Origin of the sequence: Candidatus Microbacterium phytovorans (assembly GCA_029202445.1) — a bacterium.
Classification (GTDB): Bacteria; Actinomycetota; Actinomycetes; order Actinomycetales; family Microbacteriaceae; genus Microbacterium; species Microbacterium phytovorans.
Genome location: CP119321.1, coordinates 2,468,107 through 2,489,110, shown reverse-complemented (window position 1 = coordinate 2,489,110; position 21,004 = coordinate 2,468,107). Strand labels below are relative to the sequence as shown.

Below are 21,004 nucleotides of genomic sequence, written 5' to 3'. Positions count from 1 at the left end.
GCTTCGTCTCGTCGCTGCGCTCCTCTGCGTTTCGTCTCGTCGCTGTGCTCCTCTGCGTTTCGTCTCGTCGCTGCGTTCCTCGCTCAACGACCCGGGGGCGTCCCCCACCCCCGGTCGTTGAGCGAGCGTCTCCACCCGGTCGTTGAGCGAGCGCAGCGAGACGAAACGCAGAGACGAAACGCAGAGACGAAACGCAGACACGAAACGCAGAGACGAAACGCAGACACGAAACGCAGACACGAAACGCACACCGACCCCAGGGAGGATGCCATGACCGCCGCCGAACCCTTCACCCGCGTCGAAGTGACGGATGCCGCGGCCGCGCTGCTGCGCGACCTCACCGTGCAGCACGGTCCGCTGATGTTCCACCAGTCCGGGGGGTGCTGTGATGGCAGCGCCCCCATGTGCTACCCCGTCGGGATGTTCCTCACCGGTCCGAGCGATGTGCATCTAGGCGGGCTCGACGTCGGGCTCGGCGATCCGGTCGACGTCTTCATCTCGGAGTCGCAGTTCGAGTACTGGAAGTACACACATCTGACGATCGACGTCGTGCCCGGCCGTGGGGCCGGATTCAGCGTGGAGGGCCCGACGGGCATGCGGTTCCTCATCCGCTCGCGCATGCTGACCGGTGCCGAGCTGGCGCACTTCGGGCTCACCCCGGCGTAGGAGGTGGCTCCGCCAGCGCCGCGTGGGTCCCTTCCCCGCCCCGCGCGTGCGGAGGAGATCTGCACAACGGAGGGCGCTCCCGCCGCCAGGGCCCTCCGAACGGCGGATCTCCTCCGAACGGCAGGTCTGCCCGGCATCCCACCGCCCGAACACTCCACCGGCAGCCCACCGCCCGACTGCACGCGCCCGCCGGCCCGACCGGCCAGCGTCAGCGCGTCGTCAGCGCACGATCCCGCTGAGGAACGCGCCCAGTACGCCCGACTGCATGAGCAGCCACATCCCGACGAAGATCGCCACGACGATGATCGCGCCCCACGGAACGCCGCGCTTCAGGCGGCGGCCCTGCGGCGCCACTCCCGGCGGCGGACGCAGGAGCGCCGTCGGGGCGGCGAACGGCAGCGGGGTGGCGCTCGCCGGCGAAGCGATGTCGGGCGTGGCGATGTCCAGGGGCGCGCCGGTCGGAGCGGGAAGCCCGGCGGGCCCGGGTGCGGTGCCGCCGGCGAGCCGGTCGTCGCGCCATCGTTCCCACTGGGCGAACTTGTCGAGGAACGCCCCCACCACCGAGAACAGCCAGCCCCACGTCGCCGGGTCGAGGGTGACGAACTGCCGCTTCGCGTACAGGAACATCCAGTCGTCGACGATCTCGACGTCGAGCGCGGCGGCGTTGTCGACGAAGCGCGCCATGATGTCGGGCGTGAACAGGTACAGCGCGTCGGCCTCGTACCCCTGGGGGCAGTAGAGGGCGAAGTGCTTGTCGAAGTCGCCCTCCAGGCTCAGCCGCTGGTCGCGGTCGAAGGATGCCGGCAGGTTCGACCCGAACAGGGCGTTGTTGCTCGTGGCATCCAGGACGATGTGCGGCAGCGGTGTCGAGAGCTTCACCGCGACGTAGCCCCAGTGATGGGTCGTACGGTTCTTCCCCGAGCCGGTCGTGTACTCGTAGTTGCCGAACTCGACGAAGCGGGGCCGGGCGCCGCGCACGACGTCGGTCGACTTCCGCGCGCTCCCGTGGCCGAAGATCATGCCGGGCAGGGGCGGGTTCGCCGACACCGGATACCACGTCATCCCGTTCGCCTGGGCGAAACGGTCGAGGCGGTACCAGCGCGCGGCGCCGCTGCCGTTGACCGCGCGCCAGATGCCGATCCCGACGACCGTCAGCACGATCACGAGGAAGATCACCGGCACCACGGCGAACAGTCCCGCACCTCCGCCCGACCCGACGGCGGACGCCATCGTGAAGAAGGCGCTCAGGATGCCGATGAACACGCTGCCGAAGAGGAAGACGAACACGACCGCGACGACGACGCCGATGACGATCCCGGCGGCGCCCATGCCGGCGGGCGCGCGTCCGGTGCGGCGCAGTTCCTGCGCGTAGGCGCGCGCGGTGGCCCTGTCGACGGACTCCACCAGGGCGCGGGCGTCGAACGGCACGGGGGCGCTCATCGGTTGACCTCGTCGGCGTCGAAGGTGAGGTCGGCGTCGGCGGGGATCTCCCACGCTTCCAGCCGCGGATCGGCGACGAGCGCGGCGATCGGCTCGCGCGCGCCGCCGACGATCGTGGAGTCGTAGTCGACCTCGGTGACCGAGACCCAGGCGCGGTCGGCGGGCCACACGATGCTCGGCGTCTGCGCGGACGGCGGGAAGCCGTGCGCCTCGGCGACGCGATCGCGCCACGGCACGGAGAGCACCCAGTCCGGGTCGCCGAGTTCCGACACGCCCCCGCGGAACAGCACGTGTCCCCGGCCGGGGAGTTCGAGGCGCGGACCCTCCGAGATCTCCCGAGAGAGGATGCCGTCCTGCCACGTCGCCGTGCGGAACACGTTGTTGAAGGGGTCGGGCACCGAGCGGCCCAGCATCGCGTTGTGGTGATCGAGCTCCGGGCTCGCGTCCCCGATCTGGAAGAAGGTGCGCGACGGCGAGGTGCCGAGGTGCCCCACCAGTCCCCCGACGCCCTCCCAGAGCGCCACATACCCGTCGTCGGGCGTCGTGGTGTGGGCGGCGAGGATGCCCGCGAGCGTGGAGAGCACGTCGGCCGGCATCCCGCCCTCTTCCGGGTCGTGATAGCGCCAGCCTTCGGCATCCCGCGGGTCGTTCTCCCGGTCCGCCCAGCGGTCGATGCCGACCAGGTTCCCCCACTGGGCGAGCGGGTGCATCGTCTTGCCGAGGGCGGCGGCCACGGTGGCCCAGTCGACGCGCTCATCGATGACGTCGAGGTCGGGGTGGGCGCGCTGGAAGGCGTCCCACGCGCGGTGGTCGGAGTACGGCTGCGGCGGCCACTCTGCGCCGACCGGCCGATCGCGCGTCGCGGGGTGGAACACGCGGGCGTATGCCGCGAAGCCTCGAGGCACGACGCCGTGCATGCTGCGTCCCCAGTTCTCGCTGTCGTCGAGCCGGTCCCGCAGCCAGTCGCCCGCCGTCACGTCCGCCGTCCACTCCATGCGGCCACGCTACCGGCGACCTGGACGATTGGGCCGCTGACCGGGCTTCGGCTAGACTGTTGAGGTTGTCCGGCTGCACCCCTGTGTGCGGAAGTCCGTGACACGTGCATCAACCCTCCTGATGCCGGGAACCGCCCGGCATCCGTTCTAGTCCGAAGGAGGTGGGTTAGTGACGCACACGCACCAGTACGAACTCATGGTCATCCTTGACCCCGAGGTCGACGAGCGCCAGGTCGCTCCCAAGCTCGACGGGTTCCTGAAGGTCATCACCGCAGATGGTGGCTCGATCGACAACGTCGACGTGTGGGGCAAGCGCCGTCTCGCGTACGAGATCCAGAAGAAGAACGAGGGCATCTACGCCGTCGTCAACTTCACCGCCACCAGCGCCGCCACGCAGGAGCTCGACCGTCAGCTGAAGCTGAACGAGCAGATCATGCGTACCAAGGTCCTCCGTGCCGAGGAGGCGATCGCTCAGGTCGCCGCCGAGAAGGAGCGCGCCGAGGCCAAGGCCGCCCGTAAGGCAGCGAAGGCGTAACGACGATGGCCGGCGAAACCGTCATCACCGTCGTGGGCAACCTCACGGCAGACCCCGAGCTGCGCTACACGCAGAACGGGCTGCCCGTCGCGAACTTCACGATCGCGTCGACTCCGCGCAACTTCGACCGTCAGGCCAACGAGTGGAAGGACGGCGAAGCGCTGTTCCTCCGCGCGTCGGTGTGGCGCGAGTTCGCCGAGCACGTGGCAGGTTCGCTCACCAAGGGCATGCGGGTCATCGCGACCGGCCGTCTGAAGCAGCGCTCCTACCAGGACCGCGAGGGCAACAACCGCACGGCGATCGAGCTGGAGGTCGACGAGATCGGCCCCTCGCTCCGCTACGCGACCGCCCAGGTCACCCGCGCCGCCTCCGGTGGCGGCGGTGGTGGCCAGTCGCGTCCCCAGGTCCAGCAGGAAGAGCCGTGGGCGACCCCCGGCTCGGCTGCTCCGGATGCCTGGAGCGCTCCCGGCGCCGGCTACGGCGACGACACCCCGTTTTGAGTCGGGTCGGGTCACTGTCGCGACGCGACATTGACGCGAGATCGACTCAAGGTTGAGCGAGGCCCGCAGGGCCGAGTCGAAACCCGAGATTCCCGGATGCGCGGGTCACCGGCATCCACTACTACTAAGGAAGACACATGGCTGGAAAGGCTACCGGCGATCGCCGCAAGCCGCGGAAGGGCGCGAAGAACGCCGCTCCCGCGAAGGCGATCCGCGTCGGCGTCATCGATTACAAGGACGTCGCGACGCTTCGTAAGTTCATCTCGGAGCGCGGCAAGATCCGCGCCCGTCGTATCACCGGTGTTTCGGTGCAGGAGCAGCGTCTGATCGCCAAGGCGATCAAGAACGCGCGCGAAATGGCGCTCCTGCCTTACGCCGGCGCTGGCCGCTGAGGGGTACCGACATGGCAAAGCTGATTCTCACGAACGAGGTCGCCGGGCTCGGAAGCGCCGGCGACGTCATCGAGGTCAAGAACGGGTACGCCCGTAACTACCTCATCCCCCAGGGCTTCGCTGTGGCCTGGACCCGCGGTGGCGAGAAGCAGGTGGCGTCGATTCGCGCCGCCCGCGAGTCCCGCGCGATCCACGACCACGAAGAGGCCGTGGCGCTCAAGGACGCCCTCGAGGGCACCAAGGTCAAGCTGGCCGTCAAGGCCGGCGCCGAGGGCCGCCTGTTCGGTTCGGTGAAGACGGCCGACGTGGCCGACGCCGTCAAGGCAGCCGGTCTGGGCGACCTCGACAAGCGCAAGATCCACATCACCTCGCCCATCAAGGCGGTCGGTGAGCACGAGGCGACGGTTCGTCTGCGCGACGACCTCACCGCCGTGATCACCCTCCAGGTGGTCGCCGCGAAGTAATTCGCTGCACGACAGAAGGGCCGCGGGGCACATGCTCCCGCGGCCCTTCCGTTTTGTCCGGGTACCCCGGTTCCCGGACGGCCGAGACCGCGCGAACGGTCGCCACGGGACCGAATCCGCAGCAGTTCGCGCAATCTCGACGGGGGTTCGGGGATGACGGACCAGGCAGTGCCGGCATCCCCGCGATCTGTCAGGCTGAGCGGCGCGCCATGCGCATCACCCCGCCTGCGAGCATGAGGAGCCCTCCGAAGAGGACCAGCGGCACGAGCGATCCCCCACCGGTCTCGGCGAGGGCGCGGACGGCTGTCGACTCGCCGGCGACGGCGCCCACGACGTCGCCAGCGCTCATGGAGCCGTCGCTTCCGGGCTCGGTCGTTCCCGGGTCTGTGGTTCCCGGATCGGTCGGATCCGTCGGATCGGTGGGATCCGTCGGGTCGGTCGGCGTCGTCGGTGGCTCGGTCGTGGTGGTGCTGTCGCCGATCACGGAGACGGCGTTGCCGCCGACGCCGAGTGGAACCTCCACGGGAAGGATCACCTGCGTCCCCGAGCCGATCCCGTCGCTGCCGTTGGTGGTCCCTCCGGTTCCCTCGGTCGAGCCGTCGGTTCCGCCCGTCGAGTCGCCCTCGGTCGATCCAGACGCACCGGTGGTGGATTCGCTGTCGCCGAGCACGGAGATGGCGTTGCCCGCGACCTCGACGGGGATGCCGACGGGCGCGATCACCTGGGTGCCCCCGAGGATGCCGTCGGTGCCGTCGGTGGTGCCGTCGGATCCCCCGGTCGTGGCACCGGTCCCGTCCGTCGAGTCGCCCCCGGTCGATCCAGATCCGCCGGTGGTGGCGGACTCGCTGTCGCCGAGGACGGAGACGGCGTTCCCGCCGAGCGTCACGGGCACAGAGACCGGCACGATCGCCTGCGTTCCCGATGCGGTGCCGTCTTCACCCGAGGTGGATGCCTCGGAGGTCGACGGTTCCGACGGGGAGGTGTCGGCCGGTTCGGTGGCAGCGGCATCCGTCTCCGACGAACTGTCGCCCACGACCGAGACGGCCGTGTCCTCCACCGCGACGGGCACGCTCACCGAGATGAGCGCCTGCGTTCCCGAGGCGGTGCCGTCCGCCCCGCTGGTGGATGCCGAGGTCTCCTCGGCAGGAGCGGTGGGGGTGGCATCCGTGTCCGACGTGGACGACGAGTCGCCCAGGATCGAGATGCTGTTGCCCTCGACGGTGACGGGGACCGCCACGTCGATGAGGGCTTGTGTGCCGGAGAGGAGTCCGTCCTCTCCGTCCGTCTCGGCCGCCATGGCGACCGAGGTGCCGACGAGCGTGAGCCCGCCCGCCAGCAGCGTGCCCCAGAGGGCGCGCGTGATGAACTTGCGCATGATGTCTCTCCTTGAGTGAACTGAGTGGTCGGCGCACGGGCGTGCGTCGATGGTGTGCCGCCGAACCGCGAGAGCGGGGACGGTGCACCTGACTCAGTCGGGAGAGACAGCTGGTCGGACGGGCGGTCCAGGCGGTGCCTCGCGGTCGTCGTGGCCGGCGGTGCGCGACCAGGCAGAGCGCGCGTGCGTCGGCGTCGACGGCGGGACGGTTCCGGCCGCGGCGGAGGCTCCGGCGGAGCCCGAGGACAGGGAAGAAGTGACGGGGGCCGCAGACAGCGGCGTGAGCGCACCCGGGCCGCCGGTATCGACGCCCCTCCCGGTGGCCGAGGAGAGGTGGGCGGCGGCCGACGCGCGCGAAGACGCGTCGGCCGCGCGCCGCAGCGCCGACACCGAGGAACGATCCGAGACCGTGGAGACGCCGGCGGCGGGGGGAGCCCCCGGCGTGGTCGCGGAACTGTCGGCGGCACCCGCCGTGGGGGCGGCGGGGTCAGTGGGATCCGTCGGTATTTCAGGGGAGGCCGTCTCGGACGGCGGAAGCTTCACAATGGTGTCGATGACGGCATCCACGGTCTGATCGACGGCATCCACCGTCTGATCGACGACAACCACGGCATCGCTCACGGTTTCGCGCACCGCGTGGGTCACCTTCGTGACGGACGCCTTCACGACCGTTTCGGCGGTGTTCTTCACGCCGGTCGCGGCCTTCTTCGTCGTCTTCTCGGAGGTGTGGGTTACGGCTTCGACGACCGTGTCGACCGGCTCCTCGACCGCGTCGGGAAGAAGGTCGGTGACCGAATCGACCGTGCGGACGACACCGCCGAGCAGCCCGTCGGATTCGTCATCGGACGCGTGTGACGCGGGGGCACCCCAGCCGAACGCGGCGGACAGCGCGAACCAGCCGACGGCCACGCCGACGGCGCACAGGACGAGCCTGACCCAGGGGGTCTGCTCTGTCGTTCGCACCGCGTCCACGTTCACCTCCGTCGCATGGGACGTACTCACGGCCTCGGGGGGCGAGACCGCGTTGGGGTGCCTGGTGCGCACGAAAGTAGACCCACCGTGCGCGCGTTGTCCAGGGGGGTTGCGCGCTCGGGAGCTTCGTGGCATCCGCGGGTGCGCGCCCGCGCGAGCGGACGGGGTGTCAGAGCGTGACGATCACCTTGCCCCGCACGTGACCGGCTCGCTGGAGCGCGATCGCGTGGTCGATCTGCGAGACGGGGAAGCGTGCCGCGATCGGGAGCGTAACGGTGCCGTCAGCGAGCAGCGCAGCGATCTCGTCGAGGGCATCGGGGTGCGCATCCCGCCCACCGGTCGGCTTCGCGCCGTGCGGCGGGTTGGAGGCGGCGATCGTGGCGATCCGCTCGCCGGGCACGCCGAGCTCGGCTGCGGCTTCGACGGTGGCGATGCCGTGCAGGTCGATCGCGGCGTCGACGCCTTGGGGCGCGAGGGCGCGCACGCGATCTGCGAGGCCATCGCCGTAGAGGGTCGGCGTCGCGCCCAGACTGCGGAGGTAGTCGTGGTTGGACTCGGATGCCGTCGCGATCACGGTCGCGCCGAGCCGCACCGCCAGCTGCACCACGAGCACGCCGACGCCGCCCGCTGCCCCGCCGATCAGGATCGTGTCTCCGGATGCCGCGCCCACCGTGCGCAGGGCGGCGTCGGCCGTGCGGCCGGCGACCTGGAGCGCGCCGGCCACGTCGTCGCTGAGGCCGTCGGGGGTGTGACGGATGTCGTCGGCGCCGACCGTGAGGATGACGTGCTCCGCGACGGCGCGGCCCCGTGCGCTCGCGAACACGCGGTCGCCCACCGCGAACTCCGTCACGCCGTCGCCGACCTCGTCGATCTCACCGGCGACGTCGTTCCCGAAGCCCGTCGGCGCGGAAATACCGAACGCGGTCGCCGCCTGCGGCGAGGAGGCGATCTTCCAGTCGACGGGGTTGAGCCCTGCGACGCGAGCGCGGAGCCTCACCTGGCCGGGTCCGGCGTGCGGCTCCTCACGGTCGACGATGCGAAGGACGAAAGGGTCGCTGATCTCGGACTGTTCGACGAAAAGGCTCATACGGTGTTCGACGCTCGGATGCCGTGCGGCATTCCCGCATGCCTCAGGGGGCTCCGAACGGCGTAAAGAAATGTGTGTCGACGCGGCGTTTCCGCACTTGACAAACGCCGTCTTGCTCCCCACGGTTTTCCCCAACCCTCCACGGAAGGCTCAACCTTCAAGCAGCACTTCACCCACGTTCCCCCTCCACAGGGCGTGGAAAATAAAAGTCCAGGTCAAGTGGTAGATGAGAATCGTCGCTCGATGTTATCCCGGGCGTTTTCCACAGGTTCTGTACACAGCCTCTGCGGCGTTTCCCGCAATCTCTCCACAGAGTTATCCACAGGGCGGTTTGCGGCTGTCGGAGGCCGTGCCTAGCGTGTCCGATGGTCCGGTGAGTGGGGGCCGTGGAAGGAGTGCGTATGTCGATCGCCGATATCTCCGAGGAGCGCCTCGGCGGGCGTCGCGAACCCGACCGCACCCCGCCGCACGACCTGCTCGCCGAGCAGAGCACGCTCGGGGGAATGCTCCTCTCCGGCGATGCGGTGGCCGACGTCATCGAGGCGCTGCGCAGCACCGACTTCTACGTGCCGAAGCACGAGCTGATCTTCGAGGCGATCCTCTCCCTCTATTCGCACGGCGAGCCGACCGACGTCATCGCGGTCACCGACGAGCTCATCAAGACGGGCGATCTGCAGCGCTCCGGCGGTGCCGATTATCTGCACTCGCTCACCTCCATCGTCCCCACCGCGGCCAACGCGGCCTACTACGCGTCGATCGTGCGCGAGCGTGCGCTGCTGCGCCGTCTCGTCGAGGCCGGCACCCGCATCGTGCAGATGGGCTACAACGGGCAGGGCGACGCGCTCGACCTCGTGAACAACGCGCAGGCCGAGATCTACTCGGTCACCGGCGCCGAACAGGCCGAAGACTACGTGCCCCTGCAGATCGCCGTCGACGCGGCCGTCGAGGAGATCGAGGCCGCTCGCGGCCGTGACGGTCAGATGACCGGCATCCCCACTGGCTTCGCCGGGCTCGACCAGCTCACCAACGGTCTTCACGGCGGTCAGATGATCGTCGTGGCTGCGCGTCCCGCCATGGGTAAGTCCACGCTGGCGCTCGACTTCGCCCGCGCCGCGGCCATCAAGAACAACCAGCCGACGATCTTCTTCTCGCTCGAAATGGGCAAGAGCGAGATCGCGATGCGCCTCATGAGCGCGGAGGGCGCCGTGCCCCTCCAGAGCATGCGCAAGGGAAACCTCGACAGTCGCGACTGGACCACGATCGCCTCCACGCGTGGCCGCATCAACGACGCGCCCCTCTACATCGACGACAGCCCCAACATGACCCTCGTCGAGATCCGCGCCAAGTGCCGCAAGCTGAAGCAGCGCGTGGGGCTGAAGATGGTCGTCATCGACTACCTGCAGCTCATGACGAGCGGCAAGCGCGTCGAGTCGCGTCAGCAGGAGGTCTCCGAGTTCTCCCGCGCCCTCAAGCTGCTCGCGAAGGAGCTGCAGGTGCCCGTGATCGCGCTGTCGCAGCTGAACCGTGGCGCCGAACAGCGGGCCGACAAGAAGCCCGCCATCAGCGACCTGCGTGAGTCGGGCTCGATCGAGCAAGACGCCGACATCGTCATCCTGCTGCACCGCGAAGCCGCCTACGAGAAGGACAGCCCCCGCGCCGGCGAGGCCGACCTGATCGTCGCGAAGCACCGAAACGGCCCCACCGACACCGTCACCGTCGCCTTCCAGGGCCACTTCTCCCGCTTCGCCGACATGGCCAACGACTTCCAATAGCGAGCAGGTGATTGCGCCTGCAGGCCATCTTTGAAGTTGCCCATCTCGCAGGCACCTCAGCTATCCGACGGATTGGCGAGATCGTCGGTCAGGGAGCGATCGGCGCTCTTCCGAGTCGTGCCGCTGCGGCCCGTTGATCTCAACATGAGTGCTCCACCCACAATGAGAAGGACGAGCGCAACGATGCCCGACACCACGAGAACAGAACGCGGCCCCCATGTAGCTACGGCAGCCGCGGCCGCGATCAGAGTACCGATACGCAGTGCGTTGTCGACGCTCACGTCGAGGCCCTCGACGCGGCCGAGATACTCATCAGCGATGGAGGTCTGGAAGAGCGTCGTCACCGCGACGTTGTAGGGAGCGTTGATGAGCGCGCTGAGGGCAACGCCAATGATGAGGATGAACAGGTTGGGCGCCAAGCCGATGATGATCTGTGCCACCGCAAACAGTCCAAGGCAGGCCAGGTACAGCGTCTGCATCCCGGAGGCTCGGACAATGAAGCCGACGATGAGTGCGGCTACCACGGCGACGACTCCGTTCCAGGACAGCACAAGACCGAACGCTTCCGCTGGCAGCTGCAAGTCGACCGCGATAAGGAAGATCAAGCTGAACGAGTTCGCCGCGGCCGTGATGGTAACCCCGTAGGACGCGAGGAGCAGCCCAAGGGCGTACCGATGCGACGCGAGGTATGCAGCGGCCGGACCGACCCCCTGAAGCAGCTCACCGAACTCCCGAGCCAACTGGCGGACGCCACCTCGGGCGCGCCGCTGGTCGGTCACCTCTTTGACAGGCTTCACGAGTACGTACTTGAAGAGGAGGGCGGAGAGCAGGAAGGATGCGCCGTCAATGAGGAAGGAAGGGGCCGGCCCCCAGGCGGCGAACGCGAGTGCCCCTGCGGCCGGCCCAACCGCCGCGAGCGCCCACGTCATCGATTCCAGGATGCCGTTCGCGCGAGGGAGAAGATTCTGCTTGACGAGTCTCGGCACGAACACGAAGGCCGAGGACGTGAAGAAGACGCTCGCAACCGCGGACGCGACAACAAGGACGATGGCGGTCTCCCCGACTCCGAGGCTGTGTGCGACGGCCGCGAGACCGAGACTGATGATGCCCCGCAGTGCGGTCGTCGCGATGAACGTGCGTCGCAGGTCGAAACGGTCTGCGACAGCCCCCGCGAGTGGCGCCACCAGAAGGGCAGGGATGACTGATGCGAGAAGGAGCGTGAGGCGCGCGCCCTCTTTGTCCGTACTCGATTCGTAGAACCACAGATCGAGCGCAAGCAACCGAAAGGAGTCTCCGAGGTCTGAGACGGCCACTGCCATCAGGAAACCGAAGAAGGTCAATGGCAGCGCGAAGATCGTTCGGTGTTGCGGTGTCATGGCGTCCTTTTCGATCTCGATGGTCGGGTGGTGCTCGGGGCCGAACGCGTCAAGCGGCCGGGCAACTCCGAGAGTGTAGGTGACTGCCAGGCTGCGGAATCAGTTCGATTCGAGGCTGTGGACAACTTGGTACGGATTTCGGGCTCAGCCCACCCCCACCCCTGTTCCCCGCACGCGTCGTGTGGAACACTCGGCGGGATGCGACCCACCGCTGTGCAGCCCCTTCGGTACGCGATCAACGTCACCCTCGACGGGTGCTGTCATCACGAGGCAGGACTGCCGCCGGATGCCGAGTCGATGGCGTTCTGGACAGACGAGCTCCGCCGGTCCGACACGCTGCTCTACGGTCGCGTGACCTACGAGATGATGCAGTCCGCGTGGCGCCGACCTGCGTCGGGGGTGTGGCCCGACTGGATGGATGCCGCCGACATCGCCTTCGCGGAGGTGATCGATGCGATTCCCAAGAGCGTCGTCTCAACCAGGCTCGAGGTCGTGGACTGGAACGCGGAGCGGACGAGCGGTGACCTTCGCGCCGCCGTGGAGGCTCTGAAGGCGCGCCCGGGACGGGGCATCTCGCTCGGCGGCGTCGCGCTGCCGGCCGCGCTCGCCGCGCTCGGGCTGATCGATGAGTACACGTTCGTCGTGCATCCGGTCATCGCGGGTCGGGGGCCGCGGCTGCTCGACGGTCTCCCCGACCAGCTGGCGCTGGAGCTGGTCGAGCGACGCGAGTTCGCCTCCGGCGCTGTGGCGCAACGGTACCGACCGACCGCGGTGCCGACCGGCGTGAACGACGCGTGAGAGGCTGACCGCATGGGTTCGGTTCTCGCGGTCGACGGACTCGCCAACGTACGAGATCTCGACGGCATCCCGCGCAACGACGGTTCGCTCACGCCGGCGGGCGTGTTCATCCGCGCGGAGAAGCCCGACCGGATCACCCCGTCTGGCTGGGCCGCCCTGCGCGACCACCGCGTGCACACCGTCGTCGACCTACGTCGGCCGGAGGAGCAGGTCGGGCCGGTGCCTGACGGCATCCATCGCGTGCGCGTCGACCTCGACGGTGACGAACGCGACTTCTGGGACCCGATCGAGGCCGACGGCCGCTGGGGCACCCCGCTCTACTACGCGGCGCATCTGCACGAACTCCCGCACCGTCTCGTCCGCGTGCTGACGACGATCGCGTCGGCCCCCGACGGAGCGGTGCTGTTCCATTGCGCCGCCGGGTGGGATCGGACGGGACTCGTCGCCGCCGTCCTTCTGAAGGCGGTCGATGCGACAGAGGATGCCGCGGCCGCCGACTACGTCACGTCGTACGCCAACGCCGACGCCCTGGCGGCCCTTCACGGCCGCTCGTCCGACGTCGAGCTGCGGCTCGGCGTGCTCGCCCGGTTCGGTCACACCCCGGAGTCGGCGTTCCGCGAGATGTACCGGCACCTCGACGTCGACGCCTGGTTCCAGCATGCGGGGGTAGACGAGCACACGGCTCGCGCGATCAGGACCTGGCGCGGGCACATCGACGCACTCTGAGGGGCGACCGACAGGAACGCCGGTCACCCGCCAGGTGGGATCAGGCATCCCGGACAGCGGCACGTGGCCATGCCCAGGCGGTGCGCAGGATGTAGGCGAGGAGCAGCACCTCCAGCCCGATGCTGATCGTGTAGAAGCCCGCCCATTCCCACGTCGACCCTGCGGCGTTGAAGAGGGTGTACGGGATGAACAGCGCCGCGACGACGAGGTTGGTGATGCGGTTGAGGCGGGCGGGAAGCGCCGTCGACAGCACGATCATCAGCGCGGGGATTGACATCGAGACGAGGAAGACGCTCAGCAGTCCCGCGCTGACGTCGAACCTCCAGATCTGGCCCTCCAGGATGCCGTCGACCACGCCCGGCTTATAGAAGTTCAGGATGTCGACGTAGATGTACAGGAACATCGCGCTCGCCCATGCGGCGGCGATCTTGAGCTGCGCGGGAATCGCCGATGTGATCAGGGCTCGGGAGGCCTGAGTGGCAGTGGTCATGTGTTCTCTCCTCGTGTGATGACTAGTGTTCGTACGCTGTACGCGTACACCGTACTATGTGTCGTACGTTGTACGGTTGTCAAGCGTCGACAACTGAGGAGTCACCGTGTCCGCGAGCGAAACACCCGATGCGGGGCCCGATGCGGCGCTCAGCAAACGGAGAGTGGTAGCCGAGGCCGTCCGACTCGCCGACCGCGAGGGCGTGAGCGGCCTGAGCATGCGTCGGCTGGCCGCAGCCCTCGGGGCGGGCGCGATGTCGCTGTACCACTACGTCGCTCACAAGGACGAGCTCGTGGATGCCATGATCGACGCCGTCTTCGAGGAGATCGCCCCGCCCGGCGCCGACCTCGACTGGCGATCCGCCATGCGAGAGCGGGCGATCTCCGTGCGCGAGGCCCTCGCGCGCCACCCCTGGGCGATCGGCCTCATGGAGCGTTCGACACCCGGGCCCGCGAATCTCCGTCACCGCGAAGCCGTGACGGCCTGCTTGCGGAAGGCCGGCTTCACCGTGCTGGCGGCGACGCACGCCAACTGGCTGATCGACAGCTACGTCTACGGTTTCGCGCTCCAATCGACCGCGCTGCCGTTCACCGATGCAGACGAGTTCGCCGATCGAGCAGAGGGTCTGTATCTGCCGCAGCTCCCTCCCGAGGAGTTCCCGTATCTCAGGGAGTCGGCCACGGGTCTCGTCGCGGCGGGTTACGACCCCGCGGCGGAGTTCACCGTCGGACTCGACCTCATCCTCGACGCGCTCGAGTCGCTGCTGCCCGCCTCGTAGACCCGCTTGACGGTCGTCCGCCCGGGCACGCGTCGAACGTCTTCTCTCACCGACCGTCAGGATCGCCGCGCGGGCGCGTCTCCATAGGTGGCGGATGCCGTCGGCATCCGATCCCGACCCCCTTTCTCGACCGGAGAAGACCCATGACGACGTTCCTCGTGCTGTACCGTTCCGCAACCTCCGCCGCCGAGCGCATGGCGACGACCGACCCCGACGCCGGCGCCGCCTCGATCGAGGCGTGGATGCGGTGGGCGACGGCCGCAGGCGAGGCGCTCGTCGATCTGGGCGCGCCCACGCAGAGCCTGACCGGTGCCGACGGCCGTTCGCAGTCGCACATCAGCGGTTACTCGCTCATGCAGGCCGAAGACCTTCCCACGCTCGAGCGCCTGCTGGCGGAGCACCCTCACCGGGCCGATGGCGGCACGATCGAGGTGCTCGAGGTCCTCGCCGTCCCCGGCATGTGATCGGGTCGCGGGGTCGCTGATCCGCCCGTCGGCTACGATCCCAGCATGACGAACAAGCCGCCGATCGATGACGTCTCGATCGGCGGCGACGGCATCCGGTTGGGTCAGTTCCTGAAGTTCGCGGGACTCCTCGACTCCGGCGGTGACGTCAAGGAGGCGATCATCGACGGGTACGTGACCGTCAACGGCGAGGTCGATCGCCGACGCGGTGCGCAGCTGAAACTCGGCGACGTCGTCGAGTACGACGGTCGTCGCGTGCGCGTCTGCGAGTGACGCGGCGATGACCTTCACGACCCGCGACGCGGTGCCGGGCGACGCCAGCGCGCTCGCCGACCTCCACGTCGAGACCTGGCGCGAGGCGTACGCGCACCTACTCCCCGACGGCTTCTTCTCCGCGGACTACGTCGCGGCGCGGCATCGCACGTGGCATCACGTGCTCACGAATCCCCGACCCTCGATGACGATCCGGGTCGCCGAGGCCGACGGGGCGATCATCGGGTTCTCCTGGGCGGGCGAGCCCGAGCCGGATGCCACGGCCCCGCGCGACCGGCAGCTCTTCGCGATCTATGTGCTCGCCGCGCACTACGGCACCGGCGCGGGCCAGACGCTGCTCACGGAGGCGATCGGCGACGAGCCGGCCTTCCTGTGGGTCGCGAAGGAGAATCCGCGGGCGGTCGCGTTCTACGAGCGCAACGGCTTCCGGTTCGACGGCGCGGAGCAGGCAGGCGCCCACGGCTCCGCGATGACGGCCGCCCGCATGGTGCGCTGAACTCTCGCTCGCCGTCCGGTCGCTCTCGGCGCGGGCCACGCGACGCCGCTCGACCGTCACACTGGTCAGTCATGACTGTATAGTCAGTACATGCTGACCATTTCCCCACCGGAAGCGACCCTCGTCTCCGTGGGGAAGGCGCTGTCCGACCCGACGAGGGCGAGAATCCTGCTGAGGCTGCTCGACGCGCCTGGTTACCCGGCGGAGTTGGCACACGGCCTCGGGCTCACGCGCACCAACGTGTCGAACCATCTGGCATGCCTCCGGGGGTGCGGGCTGATCGCGACCACCCCGGAAGGCCGGCGCACCCGGTACGACATCGCCGACCCGCACCTCACTCAGGGCATTCGACAGCTGATCCAGGCGATGGTCGCGGTCGACGAAGGGTGCACGATCGACGGATGCGCGTGCTGCGCATGACCGCGCGCGCCCAGGCGTTCACGGCTACCGATGCCGATCGCCGTCAGACGCTCCATCGCCGCATCCGCACGATCGTCGCTGTTACGATCGGCTACAACGTCATCGAGGCGGTCATCGCCCTGTCGGCGGGCACCGCGGCATCCTCGGTGGCGCTCATCGCATTCGGACTCGACTCCACCATCGAGGTGCTGTCGGCTGCCGCGGTGGCCTGGCAGTTCACGCGGAGGAATCCCGAGCGCTGGGAGCGAGGCACGCTACGGGTGATCGCCGTCGCCTTCTTCGCGCTCGCCGCCTACGTCCTCGTAACGTCGGCGTTTGCTCTGCTCACGCGCGTGGAGGTTCAGCACTCGCCCGTCGGCCTCGTCATCACCGGCCTCAGTGTCGTGATGATGCCGTTCTTGTCGTGGGCGGAGCGCCGGGCCGGCCGCGAACTCGGCTCGGCCACTGCCGTCGCCGACTCGAAGCAGACCCTGCTGTGCACCTACTTGTCGGCGGCAGTACTCATAGGTCTGCTCGCGAACAGCCTGCTCGGATGGTGGTGGGTGGATGCCGTCGCCGGCGTCGTCATCGCGGTGTTCGCGGTGAGGGAGGGTGTCGAGGCGTGGCGCGGAGACGCGTGCGCGACGTCCGTCGGCATGTTCCTGGAAGACGGCGAGGATCATCCGCACGATCACGACCACACGCACTGATCGCTACTCGACGGGCGCGCACGCCGAGCACTGCTGGCTGACCCAAACATGTCCCCACGCGCTAGCGGTGCTCGCGCCGTACTAGATAGCCGGCGATTTCAAGAGGCAACTTCCGCGGGTCGTCAAGCCGTAAACCCGAGGCAAGCCGCCCGAGATTCAGGCGGGTGATGCCGATCGTCTTTCTCCTCCTCGCCCGAAGTTCGCAGCCGTAGCAGCGAACGCTTATGCGCAACTGCTTAAGTGCATGCGCGCGTGTGATGTCTATCCACGTGCTTCGAGGATGAGGAGTTGCCCGTGGGCTTTCGACTGACCGCACTCGTGATGCTGAGCGTCGCGGGGGTCGTTGCCGTCTACCTGACCGACGCGAGTGCACTGGGGTCTGATGAGCGACCGGCTCGGGCCGCGGAAGCTGCTGCTGCGGCCAGCGCCGATCACCCCGGGACCGGGCCGATCGACGCGGCACTGCAGCTGACCACGACTGCGAACGGCTTCGAGGCCGTAACCCGCGGTGGTCAGTCACAATCGGCACAAAGCCACATCCCCGAGTCGGCCTCGCAGCGCCCGGGCGAAGCAGCGTGACGCTGTCCGGCGCCCTACCAGGGACATCCGTCGAGGGCGGCCGTCATCAGGTTTGGTCGGCGGGGAGTTGGTCGGCCTTACCGCTCGCTCACCGAGACGGCTCCGTTCAGATCCTCACTGTTCTAGACAATGAGGAAGCACCCGCAACGTACAGGTACACGATGCGATCCACCTCGGCTCTCAGGGTCGAGGTGAGCGACGATGGCGGAGCGGTCGTCATCGGCGCAGACGGGGAATTCGTCGCCGGGGCTGTGAAGCCATGGGCTTATGACGCAGTCGGTTCGGCCGTGCCGACGCGATTTGAAGCTCGCGGGTCGGAACTCGTCCAGATCATTGACCACAGGGGCGGTGGGTTCACATACCCCATCACTGCCGACCCGTGGCTTGGAATCAATCTCTTCGACTACGGGACAGTCTCGACAAGTAACGGCCAGGCAAAGGTGAATCTTCTCCCCTCCGCATGGGGAATGTCTATGTGGGCGAGCGTCTCAGGACACCTCATCATGAACACAGCAGGATGGGACGAGGCGCGCGCTCGATGGTCGAAGGTCCGGGCAGCGCTCGACAGCAAGCGGACGATGCGGCAACAGTACGAATGCCACGTCGCAGGCGCCCCGCTCACGGGCGGCTGGTGGAATCTTGAAAAGTGGCGCCCCACGCGGACCGTGCATTCGTCATACGGGATGCTCATTCATGAGTGCAATTGGACGACGGCAACGAGGTACTGACGATGAACAGGCGAGGCGAACGGACGATGCTCGCGAGCATCGGGCTTGCGGTGCTTCTCTCAACGAGCGGGTGCGCACCGCAGGCGCACGTCACCCTGTCGGACATCCTGTCGAACTCCGAACTTGAGCATTTCACCGCGCCAATCGAGCGCACCGCCGATCTTTGCGGACAGATCCAGGGATGCGTCGAGGCGTGGTCCACTCAAGAGGCGACGTTCCGGCGCTTCGACGATGTAGCTGCGGCGTCAAGATACTCTGCGGAGGTCGGGGCAGACGCGTTCCAGTCGCGCTACATCACCATCGACTTCCGTGGCTCAGCGGTCTCCGAAGCGGAGCGTCGCAGCATCGAAGAGGTCATCGAGGGTGCGCATCAGTCGGACTGAATCCCACGAGAATCATCCCGAGAATCGCGGCCGCTGACCGGCTCCGCGATGACGGCCGCGCGCATGGTGCGCTGACGGGGCGTGGACGCCGTCACATTTCTGGCGTGCGCACGTCTTCCTCTGTGAGACGCTCAGGTGGAGCGGGAACGAGAGGGTATGGCATGGCGGCACGGCGCGGGGGAATGATCGTCGGCGTGATGGTAGCGGGAGCGATCCTGATGTCGGGATGCTCGGCATTCGAGGGCGTGTTCGCGCCGCAGGCGGTGCGCGACCCCGACACGGCGGAAGTCACCGAGGGTGGCCAGGCGGATGTTTTCACGCTCGTGATCGGCGACTGCTTCAACGAGGTGGATGCCGATGAAGTCACCGACCTCCCCGTCGTCCCGTGCGACACCTCGCACGATTACGAGTACTTCCATGTCGTGCAATTGCCCGACGGTGACCTCCCCGACGAAGATGCCCTCGACGAAGCGACGCAGCGCGAGTGCATCCCGGCATTCGAGGACTACGTGGGGCTCCCCTACGAAGATTCGAAGCTCGGGGTGAGCACGCTCTATCCGACGCAGGGCTCGTGGGATGACGGCGATCGTGAACTGCAGTGCATCCTGTACGACCCGGAGGGGTCGATGACGAGTTCCGCGAAGGGGTCGAAGGAGTGACAGGGTGCGCATCAGCCGGACTGAATCCCACGACGATCATCCGCACGGTCACCGCTACTCGACGTCGGCCGTCATCCGCTGGGTGCCGATGACGGCGAGAAGTTTGAGCCGGTCGTAGCTCTCGGTGCCGGGCTGCGCCGTGATGACGAGCAGCGACTGGCCGGTGTCCGGATCGACCAGCACCTGGCACTGCGCCTCGATGACACCGGTCTCCGGATGCTGCAGCCTCTTGTCGAGGGTGTGGTGGTCACGGAGTTCGTGCTGCTCCCACAGCTCCGCGAACTCCGGGCTGCGGGCGAGGAGTTCGGCCACGAGGGCGCCCGCGCGGGAGGTCGCGCCGTGCTGGGCGTACACGGCCCGGATGTCGGCGGTGAACGCGCGCGAGTGGCGGGGATGATCGGCTTCGGGGTACACGTCACGCGTCGGCGGGTGCAGGAACCAGCGGTAGCCGATGCTGCGCCACGGACCGTCGAAGCGTGTTTCGTCGCCGAACAGGACGCGTGCGGGTGGCGTCTGCGCGAGCGTTTCTCCGAGCGCTGACATGATCTGCGCGGGGGTGTCGGCGAGGCGATCGAGCACGCGCATCAGGCCGGGCGAGACATGGTCGGACTGTCCGCGTCGCTCCGGAGCGGTGTGTCCGGCGAGCCGGAAGAGGTGATCGCGTTCGGCGAGGGTGAGCCTCAAGCCACGGGCGAGCGCGGCGAGCATCTGCTCCGAGGGTTGCGGGCCGCGCTGCTGCTCGAGCCTGCTGTAGTAATCGACCGACATGTCCGACAATGCGGCGACTTCCTCCCGGCGGAGCCCGGCGGTGCGGCGGCGCCGACCACGCGTGAGGCCGACGTCTTCGGGCTGCAGCGCCTCCCGCCGCTTCCGCAGGAAGTCGGCGAGCTGCGGTCTGTCCATCACCCGAGTCTTCCCTCGCGCCGAGGGCCGTGCAAGGGATCGCTGATCCCCCTTTGCGGGTCGTCCTTGCGGTGGGGTCTCGCTACAGCCCGATCGGCATCCCGAGAAGGCGTTCCGTCACCTCCCATGCCCGCCGAGCGTCGTCGACACCCGTGAGCCGGGAGTACATCTTCTGCTCGGCGGGCGCCCCGCCGAGATGACGGAAGCCCCGCGGTCCGTAGAGGCGACCGCCCTCCGCCGAGGGACTCGTCGCGGCCAGCACGGCGGGCAGCGCTGCGGAGGCGGGGGTGCCGACCAGGATGCCGCGGCGCGACAGCGCCCGGATGACACGCACGGCCCGCGTGTCGTCCGCGCGTCCCATGCCGGGCTGGGCCGCGAGGAGGTTGGTCGGCGTGATGCCGGGGTGGGACAGCATGCTCCGCATCCCCCACCCGGCCGCGCGGCTCCGTCGGTCGAGTTCTGCGGCGACGAGGCCCAGCAGGATCTTCGACGAGCTGTACGCGCTCATGGCGTGATAACTCCGCTCGGAGTTGGGGTCGTCCCACTGCACGGCTCGCTCATCCGCCGCGATGCTGACCTGGCTCACGACCCGAGCATCGCCCGCTCGCAGGAGCGGCAGGAGCCCCGCGACCAGGGCGACGTGTCCCAGGTGGTTCGTCGCGAGCTGGAGCTCGAAGCCGTCGGGTGAGACGACGCGCTCCGGCGGCGTCATGACACCCGCGTTGTTGATGAGGATGCCGATCGGCCTGCCGTCCTCGTTCAACCGTGCGGCGAGGTCGGCCACCGACGCGAGAGAGGACAGCTCGACCGGCAGCAGCTCGACGGCGGCCGACGGAGTGCGTTCGCGGAGCCGGGCCACGGCATCCTCGCCTTTCGCCGGGTTGCGCACGGGCAGCACCAGCTCCGCGCCGGCACGCGCGAGACGCGCGGCGATCTCGAAGCCGACACCGTCGCTGGCGCCGGTGACGACGGCGCGCGTTCCGTGGAGGTCGGGCACGGGAATGTCGATGGGGGTGGGCACGATGCTCCTCGGGGTCGCGACGG

26 protein-coding genes are annotated in these 21,004 nt (G+C 68.4%); 17 read left to right on the top strand and 9 right to left on the bottom strand.

Features of this window, described 5'->3' with window-relative positions; translation table 11 throughout:
- Positions 1 to 270 precede the first annotated feature (270 nt).
- Positions 271 to 666 (top strand): DUF779 domain-containing protein, encoded by a 396-nt coding sequence (locus P0Y48_11915; protein ID WEK13158.1) that lies wholly within the window; start codon positions 271 to 273, stop codon positions 664 to 666.
- 219 nt (positions 667 to 885) lie between these two features.
- On the opposite strand, the gene P0Y48_11910 is transcribed toward P0Y48_11915, so the two are convergent.
- Together P0Y48_11910 and P0Y48_11905 are read right to left on the bottom strand one after the other, a co-directional pair.
- A complete protein-coding gene (locus P0Y48_11910) occupies positions 886 to 2,106 on the bottom strand; it encodes a hypothetical protein (protein WEK13157.1) in 1,221 nt (406 codons plus the stop codon).
- Positions 2,103 to 3,101, bottom strand: coding sequence for a hypothetical protein (locus P0Y48_11905; GenBank protein ID WEK13156.1), 999 nt, complete (start codon positions 3,099 to 3,101; stop codon positions 2,103 to 2,105). The genes P0Y48_11910 and P0Y48_11905 overlap by 4 nt, the downstream gene beginning before the upstream one ends.
- 196 nt (positions 3,102 to 3,297) lie before the next feature.
- On the opposite strand from P0Y48_11905, the gene rpsF reads away from it, so the two are divergent.
- The 4 genes from rpsF (at position 3,298) to rplI (ending at position 4,992) form a co-directional block, all read left to right on the top strand.
- Positions 3,298 to 3,636 (top strand): 30S ribosomal protein S6, encoded by a 339-nt coding sequence (gene rpsF, locus P0Y48_11900; GenBank protein WEK15072.1) that lies wholly within the window; start codon positions 3,298 to 3,300, stop codon positions 3,634 to 3,636.
- Between the two features lie 5 nt (positions 3,637 to 3,641).
- Positions 3,642 to 4,136, top strand: a complete 495-nt coding sequence (locus P0Y48_11895; protein ID WEK13155.1) for a single-stranded DNA-binding protein — start codon at positions 3,642 to 3,644, stop codon at positions 4,134 to 4,136.
- Between the two features lie 137 nt (positions 4,137 to 4,273).
- Positions 4,274 to 4,528, top strand: a complete 255-nt coding sequence (gene rpsR, locus P0Y48_11890) for a 30S ribosomal protein S18 (GenBank protein WEK13154.1) — start codon at positions 4,274 to 4,276, stop codon at positions 4,526 to 4,528.
- Positions 4,529 to 4,539: 11 nt separating this feature from the next.
- Positions 4,540 to 4,992, top strand: a complete 453-nt coding sequence (gene rplI, locus P0Y48_11885; GenBank protein ID WEK13153.1) for a 50S ribosomal protein L9 — start codon at positions 4,540 to 4,542, stop codon at positions 4,990 to 4,992.
- A gap of 190 nt (positions 4,993 to 5,182) precedes the next feature.
- Here rplI and P0Y48_11880 read toward each other — a convergent pair whose 3' ends face one another.
- The 3 genes from P0Y48_11880 to P0Y48_11870 form a co-directional block, all read right to left on the bottom strand.
- Positions 5,183 to 6,367 carry a chaplin family protein gene (locus P0Y48_11880; protein ID WEK13152.1) on the bottom strand — a complete coding sequence of 395 codons (1,185 nt, stop codon included), beginning with the start codon at positions 6,365 to 6,367 and terminating at the stop codon, positions 5,183 to 5,185.
- A gap of 93 nt (positions 6,368 to 6,460) precedes the next feature.
- Positions 6,461 to 7,339, bottom strand: a complete 879-nt coding sequence (locus P0Y48_11875) for a hypothetical protein (GenBank protein WEK13151.1) — start codon at positions 7,337 to 7,339, stop codon at positions 6,461 to 6,463.
- Positions 7,340 to 7,508: 169 nt separating this feature from the next.
- On the bottom strand, positions 7,509 to 8,426 hold the full coding sequence (locus P0Y48_11870) for an NADP-dependent oxidoreductase (GenBank protein ID WEK13150.1): 918 nt from the start codon (positions 8,424 to 8,426) through the stop codon (positions 7,509 to 7,511).
- Between the two features lie 401 nt (positions 8,427 to 8,827).
- Between P0Y48_11870 and dnaB the strand changes: the two genes are divergently transcribed.
- A complete protein-coding gene (gene dnaB, locus P0Y48_11865; GenBank protein WEK13149.1) occupies positions 8,828 to 10,198 on the top strand; it encodes a replicative DNA helicase in 1,371 nt (456 codons plus the stop codon).
- A 56-nt stretch (positions 10,199 to 10,254) separates the two neighbouring features.
- Here dnaB and P0Y48_11860 read toward each other — a convergent pair whose 3' ends face one another.
- Entirely contained in the window at positions 10,255 to 11,574 is a 1,320-nt protein-coding gene (locus P0Y48_11860; GenBank protein WEK13148.1) for an MFS transporter, read from the bottom strand.
- 213 nt (positions 11,575 to 11,787) lie between these two features.
- Here P0Y48_11860 and P0Y48_11855 point away from each other — a divergent pair, with 213 nt between their 5' ends.
- Positions 11,788 to 12,372, top strand: a complete 585-nt coding sequence (locus P0Y48_11855; protein ID WEK15071.1) for a dihydrofolate reductase family protein — start codon at positions 11,788 to 11,790, stop codon at positions 12,370 to 12,372.
- A gap of 12 nt (positions 12,373 to 12,384) precedes the next feature.
- Positions 12,385 to 13,098: a tyrosine-protein phosphatase gene (locus tag P0Y48_11850; GenBank protein WEK13147.1), complete on the top strand. Its 714-nt coding sequence runs from the start codon at positions 12,385 to 12,387 to the stop codon at positions 13,096 to 13,098.
- Positions 13,099 to 13,138: 40 nt separating this feature from the next.
- On the opposite strand, the gene P0Y48_11845 is transcribed toward P0Y48_11850, so the two are convergent.
- Complete coding sequence (locus P0Y48_11845) at positions 13,139 to 13,588, bottom strand: DUF6326 family protein (GenBank protein WEK13146.1); 450 nt, start codon at positions 13,586 to 13,588, stop codon at positions 13,139 to 13,141.
- A 106-nt stretch (positions 13,589 to 13,694) separates the two neighbouring features.
- On the opposite strand from P0Y48_11845, the gene P0Y48_11840 reads away from it, so the two are divergent.
- From P0Y48_11840 to P0Y48_11800, 9 genes are all read left to right on the top strand, one after another.
- Positions 13,695 to 14,366: a TetR/AcrR family transcriptional regulator C-terminal domain-containing protein gene (locus tag P0Y48_11840; GenBank protein ID WEK13145.1), complete on the top strand. Its 672-nt coding sequence runs from the start codon at positions 13,695 to 13,697 to the stop codon at positions 14,364 to 14,366.
- 143 nt (positions 14,367 to 14,509) lie between these two features.
- On the top strand, positions 14,510 to 14,830 hold the full coding sequence (locus tag P0Y48_11835; GenBank protein WEK13144.1) for a hypothetical protein: 321 nt from the start codon (positions 14,510 to 14,512) through the stop codon (positions 14,828 to 14,830).
- A gap of 45 nt (positions 14,831 to 14,875) precedes the next feature.
- Entirely contained in the window at positions 14,876 to 15,103 is a 228-nt protein-coding gene (locus tag P0Y48_11830; GenBank protein WEK13143.1) for an RNA-binding S4 domain-containing protein, read from the top strand.
- A 7-nt stretch (positions 15,104 to 15,110) separates the two neighbouring features.
- Positions 15,111 to 15,599: a GNAT family N-acetyltransferase gene (locus P0Y48_11825; protein WEK13142.1), complete on the top strand. Its 489-nt coding sequence runs from the start codon at positions 15,111 to 15,113 to the stop codon at positions 15,597 to 15,599.
- 90 nt (positions 15,600 to 15,689) lie between these two features.
- The gene (locus P0Y48_11820; GenBank protein WEK13141.1) at positions 15,690 to 16,019 is read left to right on the top strand and encodes a metalloregulator ArsR/SmtB family transcription factor; all 330 of its coding nucleotides are present in this window, start codon (positions 15,690 to 15,692) and stop codon (positions 16,017 to 16,019) included.
- On the top strand, positions 16,001 to 16,708 hold the full coding sequence (locus tag P0Y48_11815) for a cation transporter (protein WEK13140.1): 708 nt from the start codon (positions 16,001 to 16,003) through the stop codon (positions 16,706 to 16,708). The genes P0Y48_11820 and P0Y48_11815 overlap by 19 nt, the downstream gene beginning before the upstream one ends.
- A gap of 294 nt (positions 16,709 to 17,002) precedes the next feature.
- Positions 17,003 to 17,287 carry a hypothetical protein gene (locus tag P0Y48_11810; GenBank protein WEK13139.1) on the top strand — a complete coding sequence of 95 codons (285 nt, stop codon included), beginning with the start codon at positions 17,003 to 17,005 and terminating at the stop codon, positions 17,285 to 17,287.
- 754 nt (positions 17,288 to 18,041) lie between these two features.
- The gene (locus P0Y48_11805; protein ID WEK13138.1) at positions 18,042 to 18,398 is read left to right on the top strand and encodes a hypothetical protein; all 357 of its coding nucleotides are present in this window, start codon (positions 18,042 to 18,044) and stop codon (positions 18,396 to 18,398) included.
- Between the two features lie 161 nt (positions 18,399 to 18,559).
- Positions 18,560 to 19,057: a septum formation family protein gene (locus P0Y48_11800; GenBank protein WEK13137.1), complete on the top strand. Its 498-nt coding sequence runs from the start codon at positions 18,560 to 18,562 to the stop codon at positions 19,055 to 19,057.
- 54 nt (positions 19,058 to 19,111) lie between these two features.
- On the opposite strand, the gene P0Y48_11795 is transcribed toward P0Y48_11800, so the two are convergent.
- Both P0Y48_11795 and P0Y48_11790 read right to left on the bottom strand, forming a co-directional pair.
- Entirely contained in the window at positions 19,112 to 19,960 is an 849-nt protein-coding gene (locus tag P0Y48_11795) for a helix-turn-helix transcriptional regulator (GenBank protein ID WEK13136.1), read from the bottom strand.
- Between the two features lie 82 nt (positions 19,961 to 20,042).
- Complete coding sequence (locus P0Y48_11790) at positions 20,043 to 20,984, bottom strand: SDR family oxidoreductase (GenBank protein ID WEK15070.1); 942 nt, start codon at positions 20,982 to 20,984, stop codon at positions 20,043 to 20,045.
- Between the last annotated feature and the right edge of the window lie 20 nt (positions 20,985 to 21,004).